Source organism: Actinomadura sp. CNU-125, assembly GCF_001942465.1.
Taxonomy (GTDB): domain Bacteria; phylum Actinomycetota; class Actinomycetes; order Streptosporangiales; family Streptosporangiaceae; genus Spirillospora.
Genome location: NZ_MKJY01000581.1, coordinates 70,782 through 89,895, shown reverse-complemented (window position 1 = coordinate 89,895; position 19,114 = coordinate 70,782). Strand labels below are relative to the sequence as shown.

Genomic DNA, 19,114 nt, shown 5'->3' with positions numbered 1-19,114 from the left:
CGGGGTGGACGGGGTGACGGCTGTGTCCTGCGGCTGCTGGTCCGGCTTGCCGAGGACCACGCGCTCTCCGTCGCTGGCCATCCTCGGCGCGTGTTCGGTTCCCGGTCCGTCGGCGACCACGCGCGGACGGGCCGTGGACGTTCGGGCGGTCGACGGCGTCCCGGTCGCCCGGCGGCGGCGGGGTCAGTGCGTGCGGTGGGCGCGAGTCAGCGCCAGCCCGCCGAGGGCCGTGCCGACCAGCCCCACCAGCAGGGCCACGACGCCTCCGCCCAGCCCGTTGCCGGTGCCGAGGCCGCCGTCGGCGGTGGCGACGACGAGTCCGCCGAGGGCCATGCCGAACGGTCCGGCGACCAGGGCCGCGATCGCGCCGCGCCGCACGTTTCCGGCGCCGGCGCGGCCGGTGGAGCGGGCGACGGCCAGCGCGCGATCCCCACGCCCGCGAGTCCGGCGAGCGCGGCCACGATGGCGCCGAGGCGTCCGGCGCTCATGGTGTACGCGTCGGCGGCGATCGGCCGGACCCATTCCTGCGCGGCCGCCGACGCGGCGAACATTCGGACCAACATGAGGCGCTCCTTTTCTCGTGGCCGGATATGTGCAGATCATGTCTTCCGGACGCCGCGTCGGGCGTCCGGCGAACGCGGGCAATTCGCCCTGCCGCCGGTGCCGCAGCCGGTTACCGCGGCGACGGCAGGAGCCCCGCGGATACCGCGGGTGCGGTAGGCGGCCGATCGTCCGGACGCAGGAGTCGCTCGCGGGGGCATCCGGTTAGTGTTCGCGCATGGGCACGCTGCGGAACGGCGTCACGGACTGGACGGTCGCCGTCGGGGTGGCCGCCGTCCTGCTGGTCACCGGGCTGTCGGAGCAGCGCCCCGACACGGGCCTCGACCTGCTCGGCTGCGTGCTGCTGGTGGCCGGCGGTGCCGCGCTGGCGGCGCGCCGCCGGTCCCCGGTCCCCGTCCTGGCCGTCACGGGGCTGTGTGCGGTCGGCTACCAGGCGGCCGGTTATGACGTGCCCGCGGTCGCCTACCTCGTCGCGGTGTACGCGGCCGTGCGGGCCGGGCGCCGCACGCTCACGGTGGCGGCGAGCCTGATCATGATGGCGGCCCTTCCGCTCGCGGCTTTGGCGTCCGGCCTGCATGACACGGGCGAAGCGTTCGCTCAGGCCCGCGGCGCCCTCGAATTGGCATGGCTGATCGCGGCCGGTGCCGCGGGGGAGGCGCTGCGGCAGGCCGAGCGGCGGGCCGACGAAGCCGAACGCACCCGGGAGGAGGCCGCGCGGCACCGCGCCGCCGAAGAACGGCTGCACATCGCCCGGGAACTGCATGATTCGCTCACCCACCAGATCTCGATCGTCAAAGTGCAGGCCGAAGTCGCCGTCCATGTGGCGCGCAAGCGTGGGGAGAAGGTGCCGGAGGCCCTGCTGGCCATCCAGGAGGCGGGACGGGAGGCGACCCGCGAGCTGCGGGCGACCCTTGAGGCGCTGCGCGACGACGACACGGCTCCGCCGCGCGGGCTCGACCACGTCCCCGAACTGGTCGAACGGGCTCGTGCTCTCGGCCTGGACGCGACCCTGACGATCGAGGGACCGCGACGCGACGTGCCCGCGGCGGTGGAACGCACCGTCTACCGGATCGTCCAGGAGTCGCTCACCAACATCGCCCGTCACGCGGACGCGGCGGCGGCGTCGGTCAGGATCGACTGCGCCCGGACACGCTCGCGATCCGCGTCGACGACGACGGCAGGGCCGCGCCGGGCACCGTGCCCGCACCCGGTGTCGGGTTGCTCGGCATGCGCGAGCGGGTCGCCGCTCTCGGCGGCCGGATGAGCGCCGAACCGCGCCGCGAGGGCGGCTTCGTCGTGCGGGCCGAACTCCCCGTGGAGCGATCGTCGTGATCCGCGTCCTGCTGGTCGACGACCAGCCGCTGCTCCGTGGCGGGTTCCGTGCGCTGCTCGATCTCGAAGACGACATCGAGGTCGTTGCCGAAGGCGGCGACGGCGCGGAAGGGTTGGCCCTGTCCAGGGAGCACCTGCCGGACGTCGCTCTCATCGACATCCGGATGCCGGTCCTCGACGGCATCGAGACGACCCGGCGCATCGTCGCGGACCCCGCCCTCGCCCGGGTGCGCGTCGTCATCCTGACGAACTACGGCATGGACGAGTACGTCTTCAAGGCGTTGCGCGCGGGTGCGGCCGGGTTCCTCGTCAAGGACATCGTGCCCGAAGACCTCCTGCACGCCGTGCGCGTCGCCGCGCGCGGCGACGCGCTGCTCGCCCCGTCCATCACCCGCAAGCTCATCGACCGGTACGTCGCCCACCCGCCCGACGGCGGCAAGGGTTCGGGCCTGGAAGAACTGACGGTACGTGAGCGTGAGGCCGTCGTCCTGGTCGCGCGGGGCCTGTCCAACGACCAGATCGCCGATCGCATGGTGATCAGCCCGATGACGGCGAAGACCCATGTCAACCGGGCCATGACCAAGCTCCGCGCCCGCGATCGCGCCCAGCTCGTCATCCTCGCGTACGAATCCGGTCTGGTGATCCCACGCAAGCCCTGACGTCCGCGTTGTCGCGATGGCCGGTCGCGCCTTCCTTCCCGTGGACGTACGAACCGGGCGGGCCCCGTAGATGAGGGAGGCATCCGGAGCCAAGGCGACCCGCCGTATCAGAGCACCTTTGCCCTGGTGTATCCGTGACCGAGCCGTCCGACTGGGCGATCGCTACCCCAGCCACACTCCGTCGCGCATGATGACCCTGCCGCGCAGTTCTGGTTCTCCCCGCCAAGCGTGCACTGTCTTCGGCTCCACGCGTATATATAGAAAAGGGTCTTCCTCGGTGCGCGGATCCCATCCGAATTTGTCGGCGAACGCGTTCGCGGCGTCCTCGGGCGCGTTCTGGTCTGGAAAACATTCCGCCTCTCCTTGTAGAAGTACCACGTCGAAGGTGTCCGGCAGGGCCAGGCGCACACGCGGCTCCTTGCGGACGTTCCGCACAGTCACAGAGGTTGCGCTGGTGCACATCCATACCGCTCGGCCGTCCCACGAGAACCACAGCGGTATCTGGTGCGGGCCGTGATCGGGGTGCGCTGTCGACACCCATATATCCCGCTCGGCAGCGAGCCGTTCCAGGGTGTGGCGCCTACGCTCCGGCACCTCGCGATGAGTGATTCCCGTTGTTGATTGCATGGGGTCGACCTTAGCCAGAGTCGTCGAAAGCGCACATGAGTCGCTGGTCCTACTCCCAGCGACCGACAAGCTCCTATCTGCCTCTTCGGGCGGCTAAAAGGAATGGGTGGGTTTGTGCGTGGGGACGGTGGGGTTGTGGAGTCACTTCATGGCGGTGCCCCGGGTGGTTGCGGGGGGTCGGGAGGTGAGGCGGCCGTCGGTCATGGTGTGCACTCGGTCGGCGGTGGCGAGCTGGTCGCGGTCGTGGGTGACCATGACGGTGGCGAGTCCGTGGTCGTGGGTGAGGTCGGCGAGGAGGTTCACGACCTGCTCGCCTCGGTGGTGGTCGAGGGCGCTGGTGGGTTCGTCCACGAGAAGGACCTCCGGGGAGTTCATCAGGGCACGGGCGATGTTGACGCGCTGGCGTTCGCCTCCCGACAGCTGGTGCGGGCGTTTGTGCCCGGCGTCGGCGAGCCCGACGGCGTCCAGGAGGTCGCGGGCCCGACCGGTGGCGCGCCGCGGGGAGCGGCCCGCCAGGTGGGCCATCACCGTGAGCTGGTCGAGGGCGGTCAGGGAGGGGAGCAGGTTGGGCTGCTGGAACACGATGCCCACCTGGTCGCGGCGCAGCCGGGCGCGGTCGGCGGGGCGCAGCGCGGTGACCTCGCGGCCGGCCACGGTGACCGCTCCGGAGGTGGGGCCGAGCAACGTGCCCGCCACGGCCAGCAGACTGGACTTGCCGGAGCCGGACGGGCCGACGACGGCCGCCAGCTCTCCCGGTTCGACCATCAGGTTCACGTGGTCGAGGGCGGTCAGGGTGCGTTCGCCGTCGGGGTAGGTCAGGACGACGTCGTGCAGGGCGAGGCTGCTCATCGTGCGGCTCCCAAAGCGGTCAGCGGGTCGACGGAGGTGATCGCGCGGACGGCGACGGCCGCCCCGGTGGTGCCGAGGAGGATCATCACCGCGGCGGGAAGCAGGGTTGTGGCGGCGGAGACCACGAAGGGGACGCCGCCGCCGAGGGCGAACCCGGCGAGTGCGCCGATCGCTCCGCCGAGGCCCGCCCCCGCCGTCAGGATCAGGACCGCCTGCGCGAGCGCGTCCCGCAGCAGGTGGCCGGTGCTCGCGCCGAGGGCCTTCAGTACCGCGACGTCCGCGCGGCGCTGGATCGTCCAGACGGTGAAGAAGGCGCCCATGACCAGCGCGGAGATGACGAACAGGAATCCGCGCATGAGCTGCAGCGACCCGTTCTCGGCGGAGAAGGAAGGGACGGCCGATCTGGCGTCGCCGGGTGTGAGCGCCGTCGTGTTCAGGCGGGCGTCGGCCGCCGCGAGGTCCGGGTCGCCGTTCACCCGGAGCAGCAGGACGGTCGGTGCTTCCGCCGGGACGATCGCGCGCCAGTCGTCGAGGGCCGTCCAGGCGACCGGACTGTGCCCGTAGGACGCGTCGCCGGAGGTGCCGGTGACGGTGAGCGTGCGTCCCGATACGCGTACACGGTCGCCCGGTGCGAGGCCGGAGGTTTCGGCGAGCCCGGCCGACAGCACGATCTCGCCGGTGGACGGGACGGTGCCCGCGGTGCTTCCGGGTGGGATGCCGAACAGTGCGGCGGGAGTACCGCCCGCGCCGTGGGCGAGTCGGCTCATCGAGACGCCCAGCGGCTCGGCCGTGACGCCCGGAACGTCCTGCCAGGCCCGGAGGGTCTCTTCGTCGATGCGGCTTTCGGCGAACGACGGCTCGCCTTCTGGTGGGTTCGAGAACACGATCCGGTCGGCAGGCAGGCCGGTGACGGCGGACGTGCTGTCGCGGGCCAGCCCTTCGGTGAGGCCGGACAGCATCGTCACCAGCAGCGTGATGAGCAGCACCACCGACCCCATCAGGGCGAACCGCCCCTTGGCGAACCGCAGGTCCCTCAGTGCCACGAACACGGTCGCTCCCTTGAGTTGGGTGAGACGGGCTTGGACGTTTCCAGCTTCGGTGGCGGGCTCGGTGCGGGGGATCGTGCTGACGCATCGGCGGGGCGCCTTAGAACGGACGGGGCGGGGTCGTCCTTTTGATGGATGTGGAGGGCGCGATCTCGCCGCTTACGCTGGGTGAGTTATGAAGGACGATTTGTTCTCCACGGCGGTTCGGCTGCTGAGCCTGGCGGTGCACGGCACGTTCTTCGTGCTGCTCGCGATCGCCATGGTCCGCAGCGTCGCCGAGGGCGTGCCGGGGGCCGCCGTCGGCGGCGCCGTGCTGGGGGCGGCGTACCTGGTGATCGGGCCGATCGACCGGCGGACCCGCCGCGCGAACCGGCGGGACGGCGCCCAGATCTGGCTGGTGCTGCTCACGCTCGGCTGGGCCGGGCTGACGGTCGCGTCGCCGAGCTTCGTGTGGCTCGCGTTCCCGCTGTTCTTCGTTTACATGTACCTGCTGTCGTTGCCGGTCGCGCTGGTCGGCGTGGTGCTGCTGACGGGCGCGGCGATCGGCCTCGTGGCCTGGCCCGGCGGCGGCGTCACCTTGGCGGAGGTGCTCGGGCCGAGCATCGGCGCCGCCGTCGCGACCTTCATGACGCTCGCCTACAAGGCCCTCTACGAGGAGGGGCTGAGACGCCAGCGGCTGATCGAGGAGCTGGTCGCCACCCGCGAACGTCTCGTCCGGGCGGAGGCGGACGCGGCGAAGCTCACCGAACGGGAGCGGCTCGCCCGCGAGATCCACGACACGCTCGCGCAGGGCATGTCCAGCATCATCCTGCTGCTGCGGGCGGTCCGCCGCGACCTCGACGCCGACGCGGCGCCGCGCGCGGCCGACTCGACGAGGCCGAACGCGCCGCCGCGGAGAACCTCGAAGAGGCACGCAGGTTCGTGCTCGGACTCTCCTCGCCCGTCCTGCACGGATCGTCCCTCGCCGACGCGCTGCGCCGCGTCACCGAGTCGGCGGCGGCACGGTCCTCGATCGACATGCACTTCGACACCTGGGGCGTCCCCGCCGACCTGCCCGACGACCACCGGTCCGCGCTCGTCCGCATCGCGCAGGGCGCCCTCGGCAACGCCGTCCAGCACGCCCGCGCCGACAACGTGCAGGTGACGCTGACCTACCTTGACGACATGGTGGTGCTGGACATCGTCGACGACGGATGCGGTTTCGCTCCGGAGGCCGCGGCGGCGAACGGGCCCGGCCCGGACGGACGCACCGGCTTCGGGTTGCGCGCCATGCTCGATCGCATGTACCTGCTCGGTGGGATGCTCACCGTCGAGTCCAGCCCCGGCGAGGGCACCGCCGTCGTGGCGTCGCTGCCGCTGCCGCTGCCCGAGCCCCGTGGGGAGGAGCCCTGAACCCGCCCATCCGGATCCTGCTCGTGGACGACCACCCGGTCGTCCGCTCCGGCCTGCGCGCCATGCTGCTCGACCAGCCCGACTTCGAACTCGTCGGCGAGGCCGCGACGGGCGAGGACGGCGTCGCACAGGCACGGCGCCTCGCCCCGGACGTCGTCCTCATGGACCTGCAACTCGGGCCGGGCATGCACGGCAGCGAGGCGACCCGGCGGATCACCGGCTCCGGGCCGGACGCGCCCCGGGTGCTGGTGCTCACCACCTTCGACACCGACACCGACGTCATCGCCGCCGTCGACGCGGGCGCGACCGGCTACCTGCTGAAGGACGCGCCGCCGGAGAAGCTGCACGCGGCCGTCCGCGCCGCCGCGTCCGGTGACAGCGCCCTCGCGCCCAGCGTCGCGTCCCGGCTCCTGGAACGGATGCGCGCCCCCGCGGCCACCCTCACCACCCGCGAGCTGGAGGTGCTCGGGCTGGTCGCCGAGGGCCTGCCGAACCGGCAGATCGGCAAGCGGCTCTTCCTCAGCGAAACCACGATCAAGACGCACCTGGTGCACATCTACGCCAAGCTCGGCGTCGACTCGCGCACCTCCGCGGTCGCCGCCGCCACCCGCCAGGGCCTGATCCGCCCCCGCTGACCCCGGTACCGGCGGCACCGGCTAGCACCGGCGGTACCGGCGGCACCGGCGGTACCGGCTAGCCAAGGTGTCTGGGGGTGTTGGCTAGCCGAGGTGTCTGGCGAGTGTCGGCTAGCCAAGGTGCCTGGATGGCGCCGGAGCGTCGCCGCGCGCGACTCTCGCCGCGGACGCTCGCCGCCGACCCGCCGGGCGTGGTCGTGGAGGTGTCAGCTAGCCAAGGTGCCTGGAGGAGTCGGTTCAGGCTCAGGGGGTCTGGCGGGTGTCGGTTGGCCAGGGTGTCTGGGGGGCGGCTCGGGTTCGAGGTGTCTGGCGGGTGTCGGCTTGGGTTCGTTGAGGATGTCGGTGTGACCATCACCAGCGGGGGTCGCCCGGCAGGTGGTGCGGTCGACCTTGCCTTTGGTGTGGTGTTCGGCGATCGCCCGTTTTGCCACGCGGGGGCAGCCCCCGATTCGGCGAGGGCACAGGAGGGCGGCCAGGACGGCCGATGCGTCCGACCAGGTCAGCGGGGCGCCAGTGATGATCCCGGCGGCGTGGACAACCTGGTCGCGAGTGGTGGTCCAGCACGGTGCGGGGCCCGCAGGCGACCGCGCGGGCGACGTCACCAGCGGCACGCCGCCGATCCCCACGTCTTCGAGGATGAGCTCGGACTCTTTGGGGGTCATGTACGGTGCGCGCCGTCCGGTCGGTGAGGTCGCCGGATACCACAGGGCCACCACGAGCTCGCGGGCCTTGACCGACGGAACCCAGGGGTCGGTGCGGGAGCCGTCCTTGAGGTAGAGCGAGGTTGTGCCGACTGGATGCGGGCCGGTCGGCTTGGGCAGGTAGAGCGCGCCGGACGCCGCCGAGCGGGTGTTCGTGGATGTGGCTGCGGAGGCCGGGGAGAGCCCGATCGTGGCGGAGCACGCGGAGGTCATGAGCGTGACGCCTGCGGCGGCGGGGTGCGGTGGTGGCGCCGGTCGGATGGCGTGCATCCGCTGGGCGCGGATGAGGTCGCGGTTCCTGGACGATTCAGGGTGATGAGTGATGTTCATGGCGGTCGATTAAGCGTTTGGCGTCGTTCGGAAGAAAGTGCGGTGAAGGGGGGTGGTGATCTGGACTACGACGCCATGAAGTGCGAGCGAATTTCCGGTTAAGCGCAGGTGGCTTGCTGGGGTGGTGGTGTGTTTCGGCAGGTCAGATGCGGATTGTGCGTGGCGGGAAACCCCTCTGGGAAGGGTGGTGGGGGGTGGAAGCGCAGATTTGCCACGAGTGCGTACATAGTGTGCTGGAGTATGGCAAGGACGCTTTGTGGAGCGTGCTGGACGCGGACGGCAATGGTTACAATCCGACCGTTAAGCGAGACTTTCGCGGTCCGCGATGCGTTGCCGTCACGCGCGCTCTTCCGGGTGTTCGAGAGCCGTTCCGTGGACGGCCACCGCCATGAGGAGTTGCCCATGACCGAGGAATCCGGGGAGCCCGTCGCCGCGGCGAGACCCTTGATCGGCGACGCGGAGATCGAGGCCGCGGTCCGGGTGTTGCGCGGCGGACGGGTGGTGCAGGGGCCGGAGGTCGCGGCGTTCGAGGAGGAGTTCTCCGCGCTGGTGGACGGGCGGCACTGCGTCGCCGTCAACTCGGGGACGTCCGCGCTGCACCTGGCGCTGCTGGCGCTCGGCATCGGTCCGGGGGACGAGGTGATCGTGCCGTCGTTCACGTTCGCGGCGACCGCGAACGTGGTGCGGCTGGCCGGGGCGGAGCCCGTCTTCGCGGACATCGAGCCGGGCTCGTTCTGCCTCGATCCGGCCGCGGCGGCGGCCGCGATCACGCCGCGGACCGCCGCGATCATGCCCGTCCACCTGTACGGGCATCCGGCGGCGATGGGACGGTTCGCGGCGCTCGCCGGACGGCACGGGCTGGCGCTCGTCGAGGACGCCGCGCAGGCGCACGCCGCCGAGCTGGACGGCGTCCCCGCGGGCGCCCTCGGCACCGCGGGGTGCTTCAGCTTCTACCCGACGAAGAACATGCACTCGCTCGAAGGCGGCATGGTCACGACGGCGGACGCCGATACCGCGCGGACGCTCCGGCTGCTGCGCAACCAGGGCATGGAGGAGCGGTACGCGAACGAGATCGTCGGCGCGAACATGCGGCTGACGGACGTCGCGGCGGCCATCGGACGGGTGCAGCTCGGGCGGCTCGCCGAGCTGACCGAGGTGCGGCGGGCGAACGCCGCGTTCCTCGACGCGAAGATCACCGGCGCGGTGCCGCCGCCGGTCGCCGAGGGCGCCCGGCACGTCTACCACCAGTACACGGTCCGGGTGCGCGGCGACCGGGAGGCGATGCGGCGGCATCTGGACGAGCGCCGCATCGGCAACGCCGTCTACTACCCGACGCCCGTGCACCGGCTGCGGCCGTTCCTCGCGGCCGGGAGGCCGGATCCGCGCTGGGACCTGCCGGAGACCGAGCGCGCCGCCGCCGAGGTGGTGTCGCTGCCGGTGCATCCGGCCCTGACCGGGGACGAGCTGGCCCGCGTCGCCGACGCGGTCAACGCGGGGGGTGCGGCATGAGCCTGCGCGCGGGGCTGGTCGGGCTCGGGGTGATGGGCCGCAACCACGCCCGGGTGCTGGCCGGGACGGACGGCGTCGAGCTGGTGGGGGTCGTCGATCCGGCGGGGCGGCCCGGAACGGTCCCGGCCGAGGTGCCGCTGCTGGGTTCGCTGGACGAGCTGGTCGCGCTCGGCGTCGACTACGCGGTGGTGGCGTGCCCGACCGCGCTGCACGAGGAGGTCGGGCTGCGGCTGGCGGAGGCGGGCGTCGGCGCGCTCATCGAGAAGCCGCTGGCCGATTCGGTCGACGCGGCGCGGCGGCTGGTGACGGCGTTCGAGTCGCGCGGGCTGGTCGCGGGCGTCGGGCACATCGAGCGGTACAACCCGGCGTTGCAGAGCATGCGGGCGCGGTTGGAGGCGGGCGAGCTGGGCGAGGTGTTCCAGGTGGTCACGCGCCGCCAGGGCCCGTTCCCGCACCGGATCTCCGACGTCGGCGTCGTCAAGGACCTCGCGACCCACGACATCGATCTGACGGCGTGGGTCACCGGTCAGGACTACGTGTCGATCTCGGCGCACACGGTGGCGCGCAGCGGCCGTCCGCACGAGGACATGGTCGCGGCGGTCGGCCGGCTGTCGGCGGGTTCGATGGTGAACCACCTGGTCAACTGGCTGAGCCCGCTGAAGGAGCGGACGACGGTCGTGACGGGGGAGCGCGGCTGCTTCGTCGCCGACACCCTCACCGCCGACCTGACGTTCCACGCGAACGGCGAGCTGCGCAACGAGTGGGAGGCGCTGCGGGCGTTCCGGGGCGTCTCGCAGGGCGACATGATCCGCTACGCGATCCCGAAGCCGGAGCCGCTGCGGGTCGAGCACGAACGGTTCCGCGACGCCGTCCTGGCCGGGACGGACGGGACGGGCGGCGCGGGGGAGATCGTGACGCTGCGGCAGGCGCTGCGGACGGTCGAGGTGTCCGCGGCGGTGCTGGAGTCGGCCGGGACGGGCGAGACGGTCTCGCTGAAGGCGCCGTCGGAGGTGCTGGGTGTCACCTGATCGCGAAGGAAGGGAAGGCATGCGGATCTGCGTGGTCGCGCTCGGCAAGATCGGGTTGCCGCTGGCGGTGCAGTTCGCCCGCAAGGGGCACCGGGTGGTCGGCGCGGACGTGAACGAGCGGGTGGTCGCCGACGTCGGTGCGGGCCGCGAGCCGTTCCCCGGCGAGGCCGACCTGGGCCGGTACCTCGCCGAGACGGTCGCGGACGGGCGGCTGACGGCGACGACCGACACCGCGGCGGCCGTCGCGGAGTCGGAGGCGGTCGTCGTGGTCGTCCCGCTGTTCGTCGACGAGGCGGGCACGCCCGACTTCGGCTGGATGGACGCCGCGACGCGGGCGATCGCCGCGGGGCTGCGCCCGGGGACGCTCGTCAGCTACGAGACGACGCTGCCGGTCGGCACGACGCGCGGCAGATGGGCGCCGATGCTGGAGGCGGGGTCGGGTCTGGCGGCCGCGGACTTCCACCTGGTGTTCAGCCCGGAGCGGGTGCTGACCGGACGGGTCTTCGCCGACCTGCGCCGCTACCCGAAGCTGGTCGGCGGCATCGACGACGCGTCCGCGCGGCGCGGCAAGGAGTTCTACGAGCGGGTCCTCGACTTCGACGAACGGCCCGACCTCGACCGTCCGAACGGGGTCTGGGACCTCGGGTCGGCGGAGGCCGCCGAGCTGGCGAAGCTCGCCGAGACGACGTACCGGGACGTGAACATCGGGCTCGCGAACCAGTTCGCCCGCTACGCCGACACGGTCGGCGTGGACGTCGGCAGGGTGATCGAAGCCTGCAACACGCAGCCGTACAGCCACATTCACCGTCCGGGCATCGCGGTCGGCGGGCACTGCATCCCCGTATATCCGCGCATGTACCTGTGGAACGACCCGGACGCGACGGTCGTGCGGGCCGCCCGCGACGCCAACGCCGCGATGCCCGCGTACGCGGCGGGCCTTCTCGCGGACGCCTACGGCGACCTCACGGGCGCGCCGGTCCTCGTGCTCGGCGCGGCCTACCGCGGCGGCGTCAAGGAGACGGCGTTCTCCGGTGTCTTCCCGACGGTCGAGGCGCTGCGCGCGCGCGGAGCCGTCCCGTACGTGTCCGACCCGTTGTACTCGCCGGACGAACTGGACGCGCTCGGTCTGCCGCCGCACCGGGGCGAGCCGGTGACGGCCGCGATCGTCCAGGCCGACCACGCGGAGTACCGCACGCTCGGCTCGTCCGACTTCCCCGGGGTGAAGGTCCTGGTGGACGGCCGCCGCGTCACCGACCCCGCCCGCTGGACGGGCGCCGACCGCGTCGTCATCGGCGCGCCCGGTGCGCCGACCGGCGGCGCGCTCCCCTGATCCGGCGGCCCGCGAGGGCGACGCGCCGCAAGCCAACGAGGGAGGAGAATCGGATGCTCAGCGAAGACAGGACGGCTCGCGGCCGCATCGTCATGCTCGTCGACAACGACGTCGCGCGGGACTCGCGGGTGCAGAAGGCGGCGACGTCGGCGGCCGCCGCCGGATGGGACGTGCACCTCCTCGGCTGCACCGGCGGCAAGAAGCGGGTGTGGGAGCTGGGCGGGGCGCACGTGCAGCTCGTCCCGCTGAAGCACACGCTGACGCGCGGCAGGCACGGGGTCCTGCGCGCCACGTTGCGCCGCCCGCTCGCCTACGGGCATCCGAAGGTGGCGGACTACCGGCGCCGGCTCGTCCAGTCGCGGCGCGCCGACCTCGCCGCGAGCCGCCTCGCGCCAGGGGCGGGGGGTCCGGTCCGCAAAGCCTGGCTGCTGGCACGAGGGGGCACGGCCCGGCTCCAGTCCAGGTGGGTCGCGCTGCGCGCGCGCCAGACGGACTCGCTCGCCGCCGCCCGCAAGAACCGGGACGCGCCGGTGGAGCGGCTCACGATCAGGTGCTGGCAGGCGCTGCTCGGCGACCGGGCCTGGCGCGTCCTCGACCGCAACCTGTGGGACTGGGACAGCGCGTACAAGAACGCCATCGACGAACTCGAACCGGACATCGTCCACGCCAACGACTTCCGGATGCTCGGGGTCGGCGCGCGCGCGGTCAGGCGGGCGCGGGCGAAGGGCCGCCGGGCGAAGCTGGTCTGGGACGCGCACGAGTTCCTGCCGGGCGCGAAACCGTGGGGCTCCGAACCGCACTGGCTTCCCGCGATGATGGCGTACGAGCGCGAGTACGCCGGTGCCGCCGACGCGGTGGTGACCGTCTCGGCGGAACTCGCCGACCTGCTCACCGAGACCCACGGCCTGCCGCGCCCGCCGACGGTCGTGCTCAACGCGCCGATCACCGAAGCCGCGCCGAGCAGCACCGAACCCGTCCCGGACCTGCGGGAACTGTGCGGCGTCGGGCCGGACGTCCCGATCGCGGTCTACAGCGGCAGCGCCTCGGTGCAGCGCGGCCTGGACATCATGATCGAGACGCTGCCGCGGCTGCCGCGGCTGCACGTCGCCCTGGTCGTCGCGCGGGCGCGCGCCGAGTACGTCCAGGGCCTGATCGCCCGCGCCGCCGCGCTCGGCGTCGGCGACCGGGTGCACGTGCTGCCGTACGTGCCGTTCGACCAGGTCGTCCCGTTCCTGGCGGCGGCCGACATCGGCGTCGTCCCGATCCACCACTGGCCGAACCACGAGATCGCGCTGATCACGAAGTTCTTCGAGTACTCGCACGCGCGGCTGCCGATCGTAGTCAGCGACGTGCGGGCGATGGGCGACATGGTGAAGAACACCGGGCAGGGCGAGGTGTTCCGCGCCGAGGACCCGGACGACTACGTGCGGGCGGTCGAGGCGGTGCTCGGCGACCCGGGACGGTACCGGGCCGTGTACGACGACCGCCCCGACCTGCTCCGCGAGTGGACGTGGGAGGCGCAGGCGGACGTCCTGGACGGCGTCTACGCGGGCCTGCTGCCCGCCGCGCGCACGACGCCCCGCCGTTCGCCGGATCCGGGCCCGGATCCGGGCCGCCTGATCGGCGCGGGGGAGGAGCGGTGACCGGCGACCGGGACGTGGCCGTCCTGACGCCCTGGTACCCGAACCCGCAGCAGGAGTGGGCCGGGGCGTTCGTCCGGGCGATGGTCGCGGCGACGGCGCCCGGCTGCGGCGCGGTCACCGTCTACCACACCGAGTCGTGGCCGATCGCGGGGCCGAAAGGGCCGCGCGCGGCGGCGGACGAGGCGCACCGGCGCCTCCTCCCGCGCGCGCTGCGCACCGTGCCGACGGTCGCGGACGCCCGGCTGCTGCGCGTCCCGGTTCCGCAGGTCCGGGGCCTCACCTTCGCCGCGCAGGCCCGGCTGCACACGTCGTGGCTGCGCGAAGCGCTCGGCGGCGAGCCGATCCCGGCGGCGGTCGTGCACGCGCACACCGGGCTGCGCGGCGGCCGGACGGCGCTGGAGTGCGCCCGCCCGGACGCGCGCGTGTTCGTCACCGAGCACGCCTCCTACATCGACCGGCTCCTCGACCAGCCGGACTCCCGGGACATGTACGAGGAGGTCCTCGACCGCTGCACCGGCTTCTTCGTGGTCACCGAGGCGCTGCGGGAGCGGCTCGCCGGCACCTTCCCGGCGCTGGCCGGCAAGATCGAGCTGATCTCCAACCCGATCTCCTTCGACGTGCCGCGCCCGCGGCCCGTGACCGGGCTGCGCCGCTGGCTGTACGTCGGCACGCTGATCGAACGCAAGGGCGTCCTGCGGATGCTGGAGGCGTTCGCCAAGTGCCGCGCCGAGGACCCGCTGCTGACGCTGACCGTCGCCGGGTCCGGGGAACTGGCCGGACGGCTCGCCGAGCGGGCCGCCGAACTCCAGGTCGAGGACGCGGTGACGTTCCTCGGGGCGGTCGCGCGGACGCGGCCGTCCGGCTGATGCGCGAGCACGACCTGCTCGTCCACGCCTCGCGCTGGGAGACGTTCGGCGTGTCGGTCATCGAGGCGGTCGCGTCCGGGATGCCGGTGCTGGTCACCCGGTGCGGCGGGCCGGAGCACACCCTCGAAGGCGTCGAGGACGCGGTCGGGGAGATGGTCCCCGTCGAGGACGACGCGGAGTCGCTCGTCGCCGGATACCTGCGGCTGCGCGACCGCTTCCCCCACGGCCTCGACCTCCCCCGCGCCGCCCGCGTGCTGGACGAGCGGTTCGGCTACCGCACGGTCGGCCGGGCGCACCACCGGCACTGGTTCCCGGACACCGACACCGAGAGGGGAGCGGCGTGAACGTCCTGTTCGTGGCGCTCGGCGCGTCCCGCCGGACGGCGATCACCACCGAGTCGCGGCGCGTCGTCGAGGCCGGTGGCACCGCCGTCGTCCTGATCCGCAAGCCGGACGCGTGGCGCGCCGACCCGTTCCCGGACGGCGTCGACGGCGTCGAACTTCGCGCGCTCGAACGCGGCTACCGTCCCGCCGCCGTCCGGATCCTGCTGTACGGGATCCCGCGCAAGCTGCTGCGCGCCTGCACTCCCGGGCCGCTGCGCGGGCCCGGCCGCCGGATCGACGCCGCGTACATGCGGCGCGTCGCCCGTCCCGTCAACCGGCGCCTGGCCGGGGTCTACGGCCGCGACCCGGTCGAGGTCAGGCGGCGGGCCGTCCGCCGGGAGCTGCTGCGCGCCCGGTCCATCGACCTCGTCGTCGTCGGCGACGCCCAGTCGCTGGCGACCGTGGCCGAGCTGGCGGACGTGATCGACGGCGCGGGCGCGGGACTCTCCTACACCGTCGCCAACGAACGGGGATGAGGTCATGACCCGACGCCGTCCGCGCCTGCTGTACCTGGCCTTCTACTTCCCGCCGTCCCGGGCGAGCGGCGTGTACCGCCCCCGGGCGACCGCCAACCGCCTCGCCGAACTCGGCTGGGACGTCACCGTGTTCGCGGCGCCGCTCCCGTTCCTCTACGACACGCTCGACTCGGTGGACGACGAGCTGCTGGCGACGATCGATCCGCGCGTCGCGATCGTCCGGCCGGACCTGAACCGGTTCGTCTGGCAGACGAACGTGCGCGAGTACAGCGGGTTCCGCGGGACGTTCCCGCAGCTCGCGCAGTCGGTGTACGGGTGGGGGCAGGAGCACGTCTTCCCGGAGCACTACGCGTCGTGGGCGCGCGACGGCGTCCGGCGGGCGCTGCGGACGCACGCGCGCCGCAGGTTCGACGTCGTCCTCGCGACCGGGAACCCGTTCGCCTCGTTCGCGGCCGCGTGGGCGTTCCACAAGCTGACCCGCACGCCCTACATCGTCGACTACCGCGACTCGTGGACGCTCGACCAGTTCAGCGAGGAGCCCCGGTTCGAGGCGGACCATCCGGCCTGGCGGTGGGAGGGGCGGGTGCTGAAGTCCGCGGCGAACTCGCTGTACGTCAACGACGCGCAGCGGTCCTGGCACGCCGGGCGCTACCCGGGCGCGGCCGACCGCATGATGACCGTCCTGAACGGGTGGGACGCCGACACGCTCCCGGCGACCGTGGAGCCGCCCCCGGCCGCGCGCGCGGAAAGCGGCGGGCACGCGCCCCGCTTCACGTTCGTCGGCACGGTCACCAAGGAGCAGCCGATCGAGGAGCTGGCCGAGGGGTTCGCCCGCGCCCGCGAGCACCCCGACATGGCGTCCGCCGAACTGGACCTCTACGGGTACTTCGGCTTCTTCAAGGGCACCGGGAACCTGCTCCGCAAGCGGTTCGCCGGGCCGTCCGGCGACGGCGCGCACGGCGGCCGCGGCGGGACGGACGGGCAGGACGAGCGGGTCCTCGCGCCGGGCGTGCAGCACCGCGGACCCGTGTCGAAGACGGCGCTCGCCGACGTCTACCGGGACTCCGACGTCCTCGTGTTCCTGAACGGCGGCGGACGGTACGTCACGTCGGGGAAGATCTTCGAGTACATGGCGGCGGCCCGCCCCATCGTGTCCGTCCACGCGCCCGGTTCGGCCGCCGAGGAACTCCTGCGCGGCTACCCGCTGTGGTTCAACCCGGGCGGCCTCGACCCCGCCGACATCGCCGTGTCGATGGTCGAGGCGGCGAAGGCGGCGGCCGGTCTGGACGACCGCCAGGTGTCGGAGGCCCGCGCCTACGCGAACCGCTTCGAACGGACGGTCGCGCTGGACCCGCTCGTGGAACGCCTGACCGACCTCGCCGCCCGCGGACGCCGCGGACGCCGCGGGCGCCGCGCCCGCCGCCGTCCCGTCGTCGGGGACGGTTGATCGCGTTGCGAGAGGAGCACGGCATGGGGAGTCCCCGGGTGATGATCCTGGCCATGGACCCGAAGCTGTCCATGGACCCCGATCCGAGCGTGGAACCCGCGCGCCAGTACGGGCGGATCCTCGGGCTGGCCCGGCACTTCGCGGAGGAGGAGGGCGCGCGGGTCGAGGTGGTGACCGCCGAACCCGACGGCTGGGACGAACTGGACGGGCGGGTGCGCCTGCACCGGCTCGACGCGGCCGAGGCCCGGCATCCGCTGCCGTGGCTGGAGCACACGATCGTGATCCGGTTGCCGCGGGTCGCCGTGCGTCCGGTGGTGCGCTTCGGCCGTCCGGGCGCGCGGCTGGAACGGGCGCGGACGAGCGCGTCCCGTACCGTCCACCGGCGGGTCTTCCTGCCGTTCTACCGGCACGCCCGCCCGCTCGTGCTGGCCCGCGTCGCGCGGCGGCGCCTCCCGCGCGACCTCGCCGCGGCCCCGCCCGTCCGGGTCATCGTGATGGACCGGCGTCCGTGCCGCTCGCCCGCCGCCTGGCCCGCCGCCACCCGGACGCCGTCGTCACGACCCGCCAGGACCGCGACCTCGACGCCAAGCCCTGACCGGCGAAGACGTCAGCGCTGCTCGGTCAGTTCGCCGGACGACTCGGCGTAGACCTCGCCGGTCTGCGGGCACTCCCAGGTGCCCGGCTCGTCCGGGCGCTCGTCCAGCCGGAGCCCGGCGCGGCCGACCCAGCCGATCCGGCGGGCCGGGACGCCCGCGACGAGCGCGAAGTCGGGGACGTCGCGGGAGACGACGCGCCCGCCGCGACCATCGCCCAGCGCCCGATCCGCACCGGCGCGACGCACACGCTGCGCGCGCCGAGCGAGGCGCCCGCGGCGACGTGCACGCCGACGGCGTCCCAGTCCGCGGCGCGCTTCAGCCGGCCGTCCGGGTCGACCGAGCGGGGCGCGCGGTCGTTGGTGAGGACGACCGCGGGCCCGATGAACACGCCGTCTTCGAGGACGGCCGGTTCGTACACGAGCGCGTGGTTCTGCAGCTTGACGTTGTCGCCGATCCGCACGCCCGCGCCGACGTACGCGCCGCGCCCGACGATGCAGCCCGCGCCGAGCCGGGCGCCCTCGCGGATCTGGGCGAGGTCCCACACGGTCGTCCCGTCGCCGAGTTCGGCGGACGGGTCGACCTGGGCGCTCGGCAGGATGCGGTGGTTCATCGGGAGCCTTCCGTACGGGCGTGCGAGCGGGCCGGTGTCCCGTTCATTGTGGCGCGATCGGCGGTTCCGGCCCGGCCATCCGAGCCCACCGGCGCGCCCGGACGGGGCGCCGAGCCGGGCATACGGTTGGACCTGGGATGAACTGGGAGGTATCTATAAGTTAGCCTGCCCTAACTCGTGCGCACGCGATCGCGCGCGCGTGGAACGTTCCGTCCGATCGTCGGGAGTGCGCACGTGGCCCCTCAAACGACCGGCGACGTCCTGCTCGGCGCCCGCGGACTCACCGTGGGCCACCAGGGACGCGCCGTGCTCTCCGGCGTCGACCTCACGCTGCGGGCGGGCGAAGTCACCGTGCTCGTCGGCCCGAACGGCTGCGGCAAGTCGACCCTCCTGCGGACGGTCGCCGGGCTGCAGGACGCGATCGCGGGCACGGTCGAGGTGGGCGACGCGCCGCTGGGCTCGCTGTCGCGCCGCGACCTGTCGCGGCGGCTGGCGTTCCTCCCGCAGACTCCGCTGGTGCCCGCCGGCGTGACCGTCCGGGAGCTGGTCCGGCACGGACGGTACGCGCACCGCGGCGCGTTCGCCCGGCACACCGCCGGCGACAAGGAAGCGATCGACTGGGCCCTCGACGTCGGCGACGCGACGCCGCTCGCGGACCGGCGGCTGGACGAGCTGTCGGGCGGCGAACGGCAGCGCGCGTGGCTCGCGACCGTGCTGGCGCAGCGCGCCGGGATCCTGCTGCTCGACGAGCCCACCACCTACCTCGACCTGAAGCACCAGTTCGAGGTCCTGGACGTGGTGCGGCGGCTCGCACGCGAGCACGGCATCGCCTGCGGGGTCGTCCTGCACGACCTGATGCAGGCCGCCGCGTACGCCGACGAGGTCGTGGTCGTCGCGGACGGCGGGGTCGCCGCGTCCGGGACGCCCGGGGACGTCCTGACGCCCGAGACGATCGCGCACGCGTTCGGCATCGAGGTCGACGTCGTCCGCGACCCCGTCGGCGGGCACCTCGCCTGCTTCCCCAAGCGCGCCGGCCAGGCCGCCTCCTGACCTTCCCTTCCGGTACCGTCCCTTTTCACCCTGAGGAAACCCTG

21 protein-coding genes are annotated in these 19,114 nt (G+C 73.2%); 15 read left to right on the top strand and 6 right to left on the bottom strand.

The annotated features are described in order from the left end of the window. Positions 1 to 183: 183 nt before the first annotated feature. A complete protein-coding gene (locus BJF79_RS46040) occupies positions 184 to 522 on the bottom strand; it encodes a DUF6223 family protein (protein ID WP_262403562.1) in 339 nt (112 codons plus the stop codon). A gap of 256 nt (positions 523 to 778) precedes the next feature. On the opposite strand from BJF79_RS46040, the gene BJF79_RS46035 reads away from it, so the two are divergent. Continuing rightward, positions 779 to 1,825 carry a sensor histidine kinase gene (locus tag BJF79_RS46035; protein WP_262403561.1) on the top strand — a complete coding sequence of 349 codons (1,047 nt, stop codon included), beginning with the start codon at positions 779 to 781 and terminating at the stop codon, positions 1,823 to 1,825. Positions 1,826 to 1,889: 64 nt separating this feature from the next. After that, positions 1,890 to 2,552 (top strand): response regulator, encoded by a 663-nt coding sequence (locus BJF79_RS46030; protein ID WP_075906959.1) that lies wholly within the window; start codon positions 1,890 to 1,892, stop codon positions 2,550 to 2,552. 162 nt (positions 2,553 to 2,714) lie between these two features. Here BJF79_RS46030 and BJF79_RS46025 read toward each other — a convergent pair whose 3' ends face one another. The 3 genes from BJF79_RS46025 to BJF79_RS46015 all read right to left on the bottom strand — a co-directional run bounded on the left by BJF79_RS46025 (position 2,715) and on the right by BJF79_RS46015 (position 5,077). Then, on the bottom strand, positions 2,715 to 3,179 hold the full coding sequence (locus BJF79_RS46025) for a pyridoxamine 5'-phosphate oxidase family protein (RefSeq protein ID WP_075906958.1): 465 nt from the start codon (positions 3,177 to 3,179) through the stop codon (positions 2,715 to 2,717). Between the two features lie 141 nt (positions 3,180 to 3,320). Beyond that, the gene (locus tag BJF79_RS46020; protein ID WP_075906957.1) at positions 3,321 to 4,028 is read right to left on the bottom strand and encodes an ABC transporter ATP-binding protein; all 708 of its coding nucleotides are present in this window, start codon (positions 4,026 to 4,028) and stop codon (positions 3,321 to 3,323) included. Beyond that, positions 4,025 to 5,077 carry an ABC transporter permease gene (locus BJF79_RS46015; protein WP_075906956.1) on the bottom strand — a complete coding sequence of 351 codons (1,053 nt, stop codon included), beginning with the start codon at positions 5,075 to 5,077 and terminating at the stop codon, positions 4,025 to 4,027. Before BJF79_RS46015 ends, BJF79_RS46020 begins: the two co-directional genes overlap by 4 nt. Before the next feature lie 172 nt (positions 5,078 to 5,249). On the opposite strand from BJF79_RS46015, the gene BJF79_RS64695 reads away from it, so the two are divergent. Genes BJF79_RS64695 through BJF79_RS46005 form a run of 3 tightly spaced genes read left to right on the top strand, consistent with a single transcriptional unit; the run spans position 5,250 to position 7,101 of the window. Further along, positions 5,250 to 6,218 (top strand): histidine kinase, encoded by a 969-nt coding sequence (locus BJF79_RS64695; RefSeq protein ID WP_262403560.1) that lies wholly within the window; start codon positions 5,250 to 5,252, stop codon positions 6,216 to 6,218. Beyond that, on the top strand, positions 6,125 to 6,466 hold the full coding sequence (locus BJF79_RS64690) for a sensor histidine kinase (RefSeq protein ID WP_262403564.1): 342 nt from the start codon (positions 6,125 to 6,127) through the stop codon (positions 6,464 to 6,466). The genes BJF79_RS64695 and BJF79_RS64690 overlap by 94 nt, the downstream gene beginning before the upstream one ends. 23 nt (positions 6,467 to 6,489) lie before the next feature. Then, the gene (locus tag BJF79_RS46005; RefSeq protein WP_316043574.1) at positions 6,490 to 7,101 is read left to right on the top strand and encodes a response regulator transcription factor; all 612 of its coding nucleotides are present in this window, start codon (positions 6,490 to 6,492) and stop codon (positions 7,099 to 7,101) included. A gap of 206 nt (positions 7,102 to 7,307) precedes the next feature. Here the strand turns inward: BJF79_RS46005 and BJF79_RS54820 are convergent, their stop codons facing one another. Beyond that, positions 7,308 to 8,132 carry a hypothetical protein gene (locus tag BJF79_RS54820; RefSeq protein ID WP_143220958.1) on the bottom strand — a complete coding sequence of 275 codons (825 nt, stop codon included), beginning with the start codon at positions 8,130 to 8,132 and terminating at the stop codon, positions 7,308 to 7,310. Between the two features lie 402 nt (positions 8,133 to 8,534). Between BJF79_RS54820 and BJF79_RS45995 the strand changes: the two genes are divergently transcribed. Genes BJF79_RS45995 through BJF79_RS45960 form a run of 9 tightly spaced genes read left to right on the top strand, consistent with a single transcriptional unit; the run spans position 8,535 to position 17,461 of the window. Beyond that, positions 8,535 to 9,641, top strand: a complete 1,107-nt coding sequence (locus tag BJF79_RS45995; RefSeq protein WP_075906954.1) for a DegT/DnrJ/EryC1/StrS family aminotransferase — start codon at positions 8,535 to 8,537, stop codon at positions 9,639 to 9,641. Further along, complete coding sequence (locus BJF79_RS45990; RefSeq protein ID WP_075906953.1) at positions 9,638 to 10,669, top strand: Gfo/Idh/MocA family protein; 1,032 nt, start codon at positions 9,638 to 9,640, stop codon at positions 10,667 to 10,669. Before BJF79_RS45995 ends, BJF79_RS45990 begins: the two co-directional genes overlap by 4 nt. A 19-nt stretch (positions 10,670 to 10,688) precedes the next feature. Then, positions 10,689 to 11,999, top strand: a complete 1,311-nt coding sequence (locus tag BJF79_RS45985) for a nucleotide sugar dehydrogenase (RefSeq protein ID WP_075906952.1) — start codon at positions 10,689 to 10,691, stop codon at positions 11,997 to 11,999. A 53-nt stretch (positions 12,000 to 12,052) separates the two neighbouring features. After that, on the top strand, positions 12,053 to 13,642 hold the full coding sequence (locus BJF79_RS45980; protein ID WP_262403559.1) for a glycosyltransferase family 4 protein: 1,590 nt from the start codon (positions 12,053 to 12,055) through the stop codon (positions 13,640 to 13,642). Beyond that, a complete protein-coding gene (locus tag BJF79_RS64685; RefSeq protein ID WP_262403558.1) occupies positions 13,639 to 14,508 on the top strand; it encodes a glycosyltransferase in 870 nt (289 codons plus the stop codon). The genes BJF79_RS45980 and BJF79_RS64685 overlap by 4 nt, the downstream gene beginning before the upstream one ends. Next, positions 14,508 to 14,852, top strand: coding sequence for a glycosyltransferase (locus tag BJF79_RS64680; RefSeq protein WP_262403557.1), 345 nt, complete (start codon positions 14,508 to 14,510; stop codon positions 14,850 to 14,852). The genes BJF79_RS64685 and BJF79_RS64680 overlap by 1 nt, the downstream gene beginning before the upstream one ends. Beyond that, positions 14,849 to 15,367, top strand: a complete 519-nt coding sequence (locus tag BJF79_RS45970) for a hypothetical protein (RefSeq protein ID WP_075906951.1) — start codon at positions 14,849 to 14,851, stop codon at positions 15,365 to 15,367. The genes BJF79_RS64680 and BJF79_RS45970 overlap by 4 nt, the downstream gene beginning before the upstream one ends. Positions 15,368 to 15,371: 4 nt before the next feature. Next, a complete protein-coding gene (locus BJF79_RS45965; protein WP_075906950.1) occupies positions 15,372 to 16,814 on the top strand; it encodes a glycosyltransferase in 1,443 nt (480 codons plus the stop codon). Between the two features lie 23 nt (positions 16,815 to 16,837). Then, positions 16,838 to 17,461 carry a hypothetical protein gene (locus tag BJF79_RS45960; RefSeq protein ID WP_143220957.1) on the top strand — a complete coding sequence of 208 codons (624 nt, stop codon included), beginning with the start codon at positions 16,838 to 16,840 and terminating at the stop codon, positions 17,459 to 17,461. On the opposite strand, the gene BJF79_RS45955 is transcribed toward BJF79_RS45960, so the two are convergent. Continuing rightward, positions 17,436 to 18,020: an acyltransferase gene (locus BJF79_RS45955; RefSeq protein ID WP_262403556.1), complete on the bottom strand. Its 585-nt coding sequence runs from the start codon at positions 18,018 to 18,020 to the stop codon at positions 17,436 to 17,438. The genes BJF79_RS45960 and BJF79_RS45955 overlap by 26 nt on opposite strands. A gap of 234 nt (positions 18,021 to 18,254) precedes the next feature. On the opposite strand from BJF79_RS45955, the gene BJF79_RS45950 reads away from it, so the two are divergent. Then, positions 18,255 to 19,070 (top strand): ABC transporter ATP-binding protein, encoded by an 816-nt coding sequence (locus BJF79_RS45950; protein ID WP_075906948.1) that lies wholly within the window; start codon positions 18,255 to 18,257, stop codon positions 19,068 to 19,070. Positions 19,071 to 19,114 lie beyond the last annotated feature (44 nt).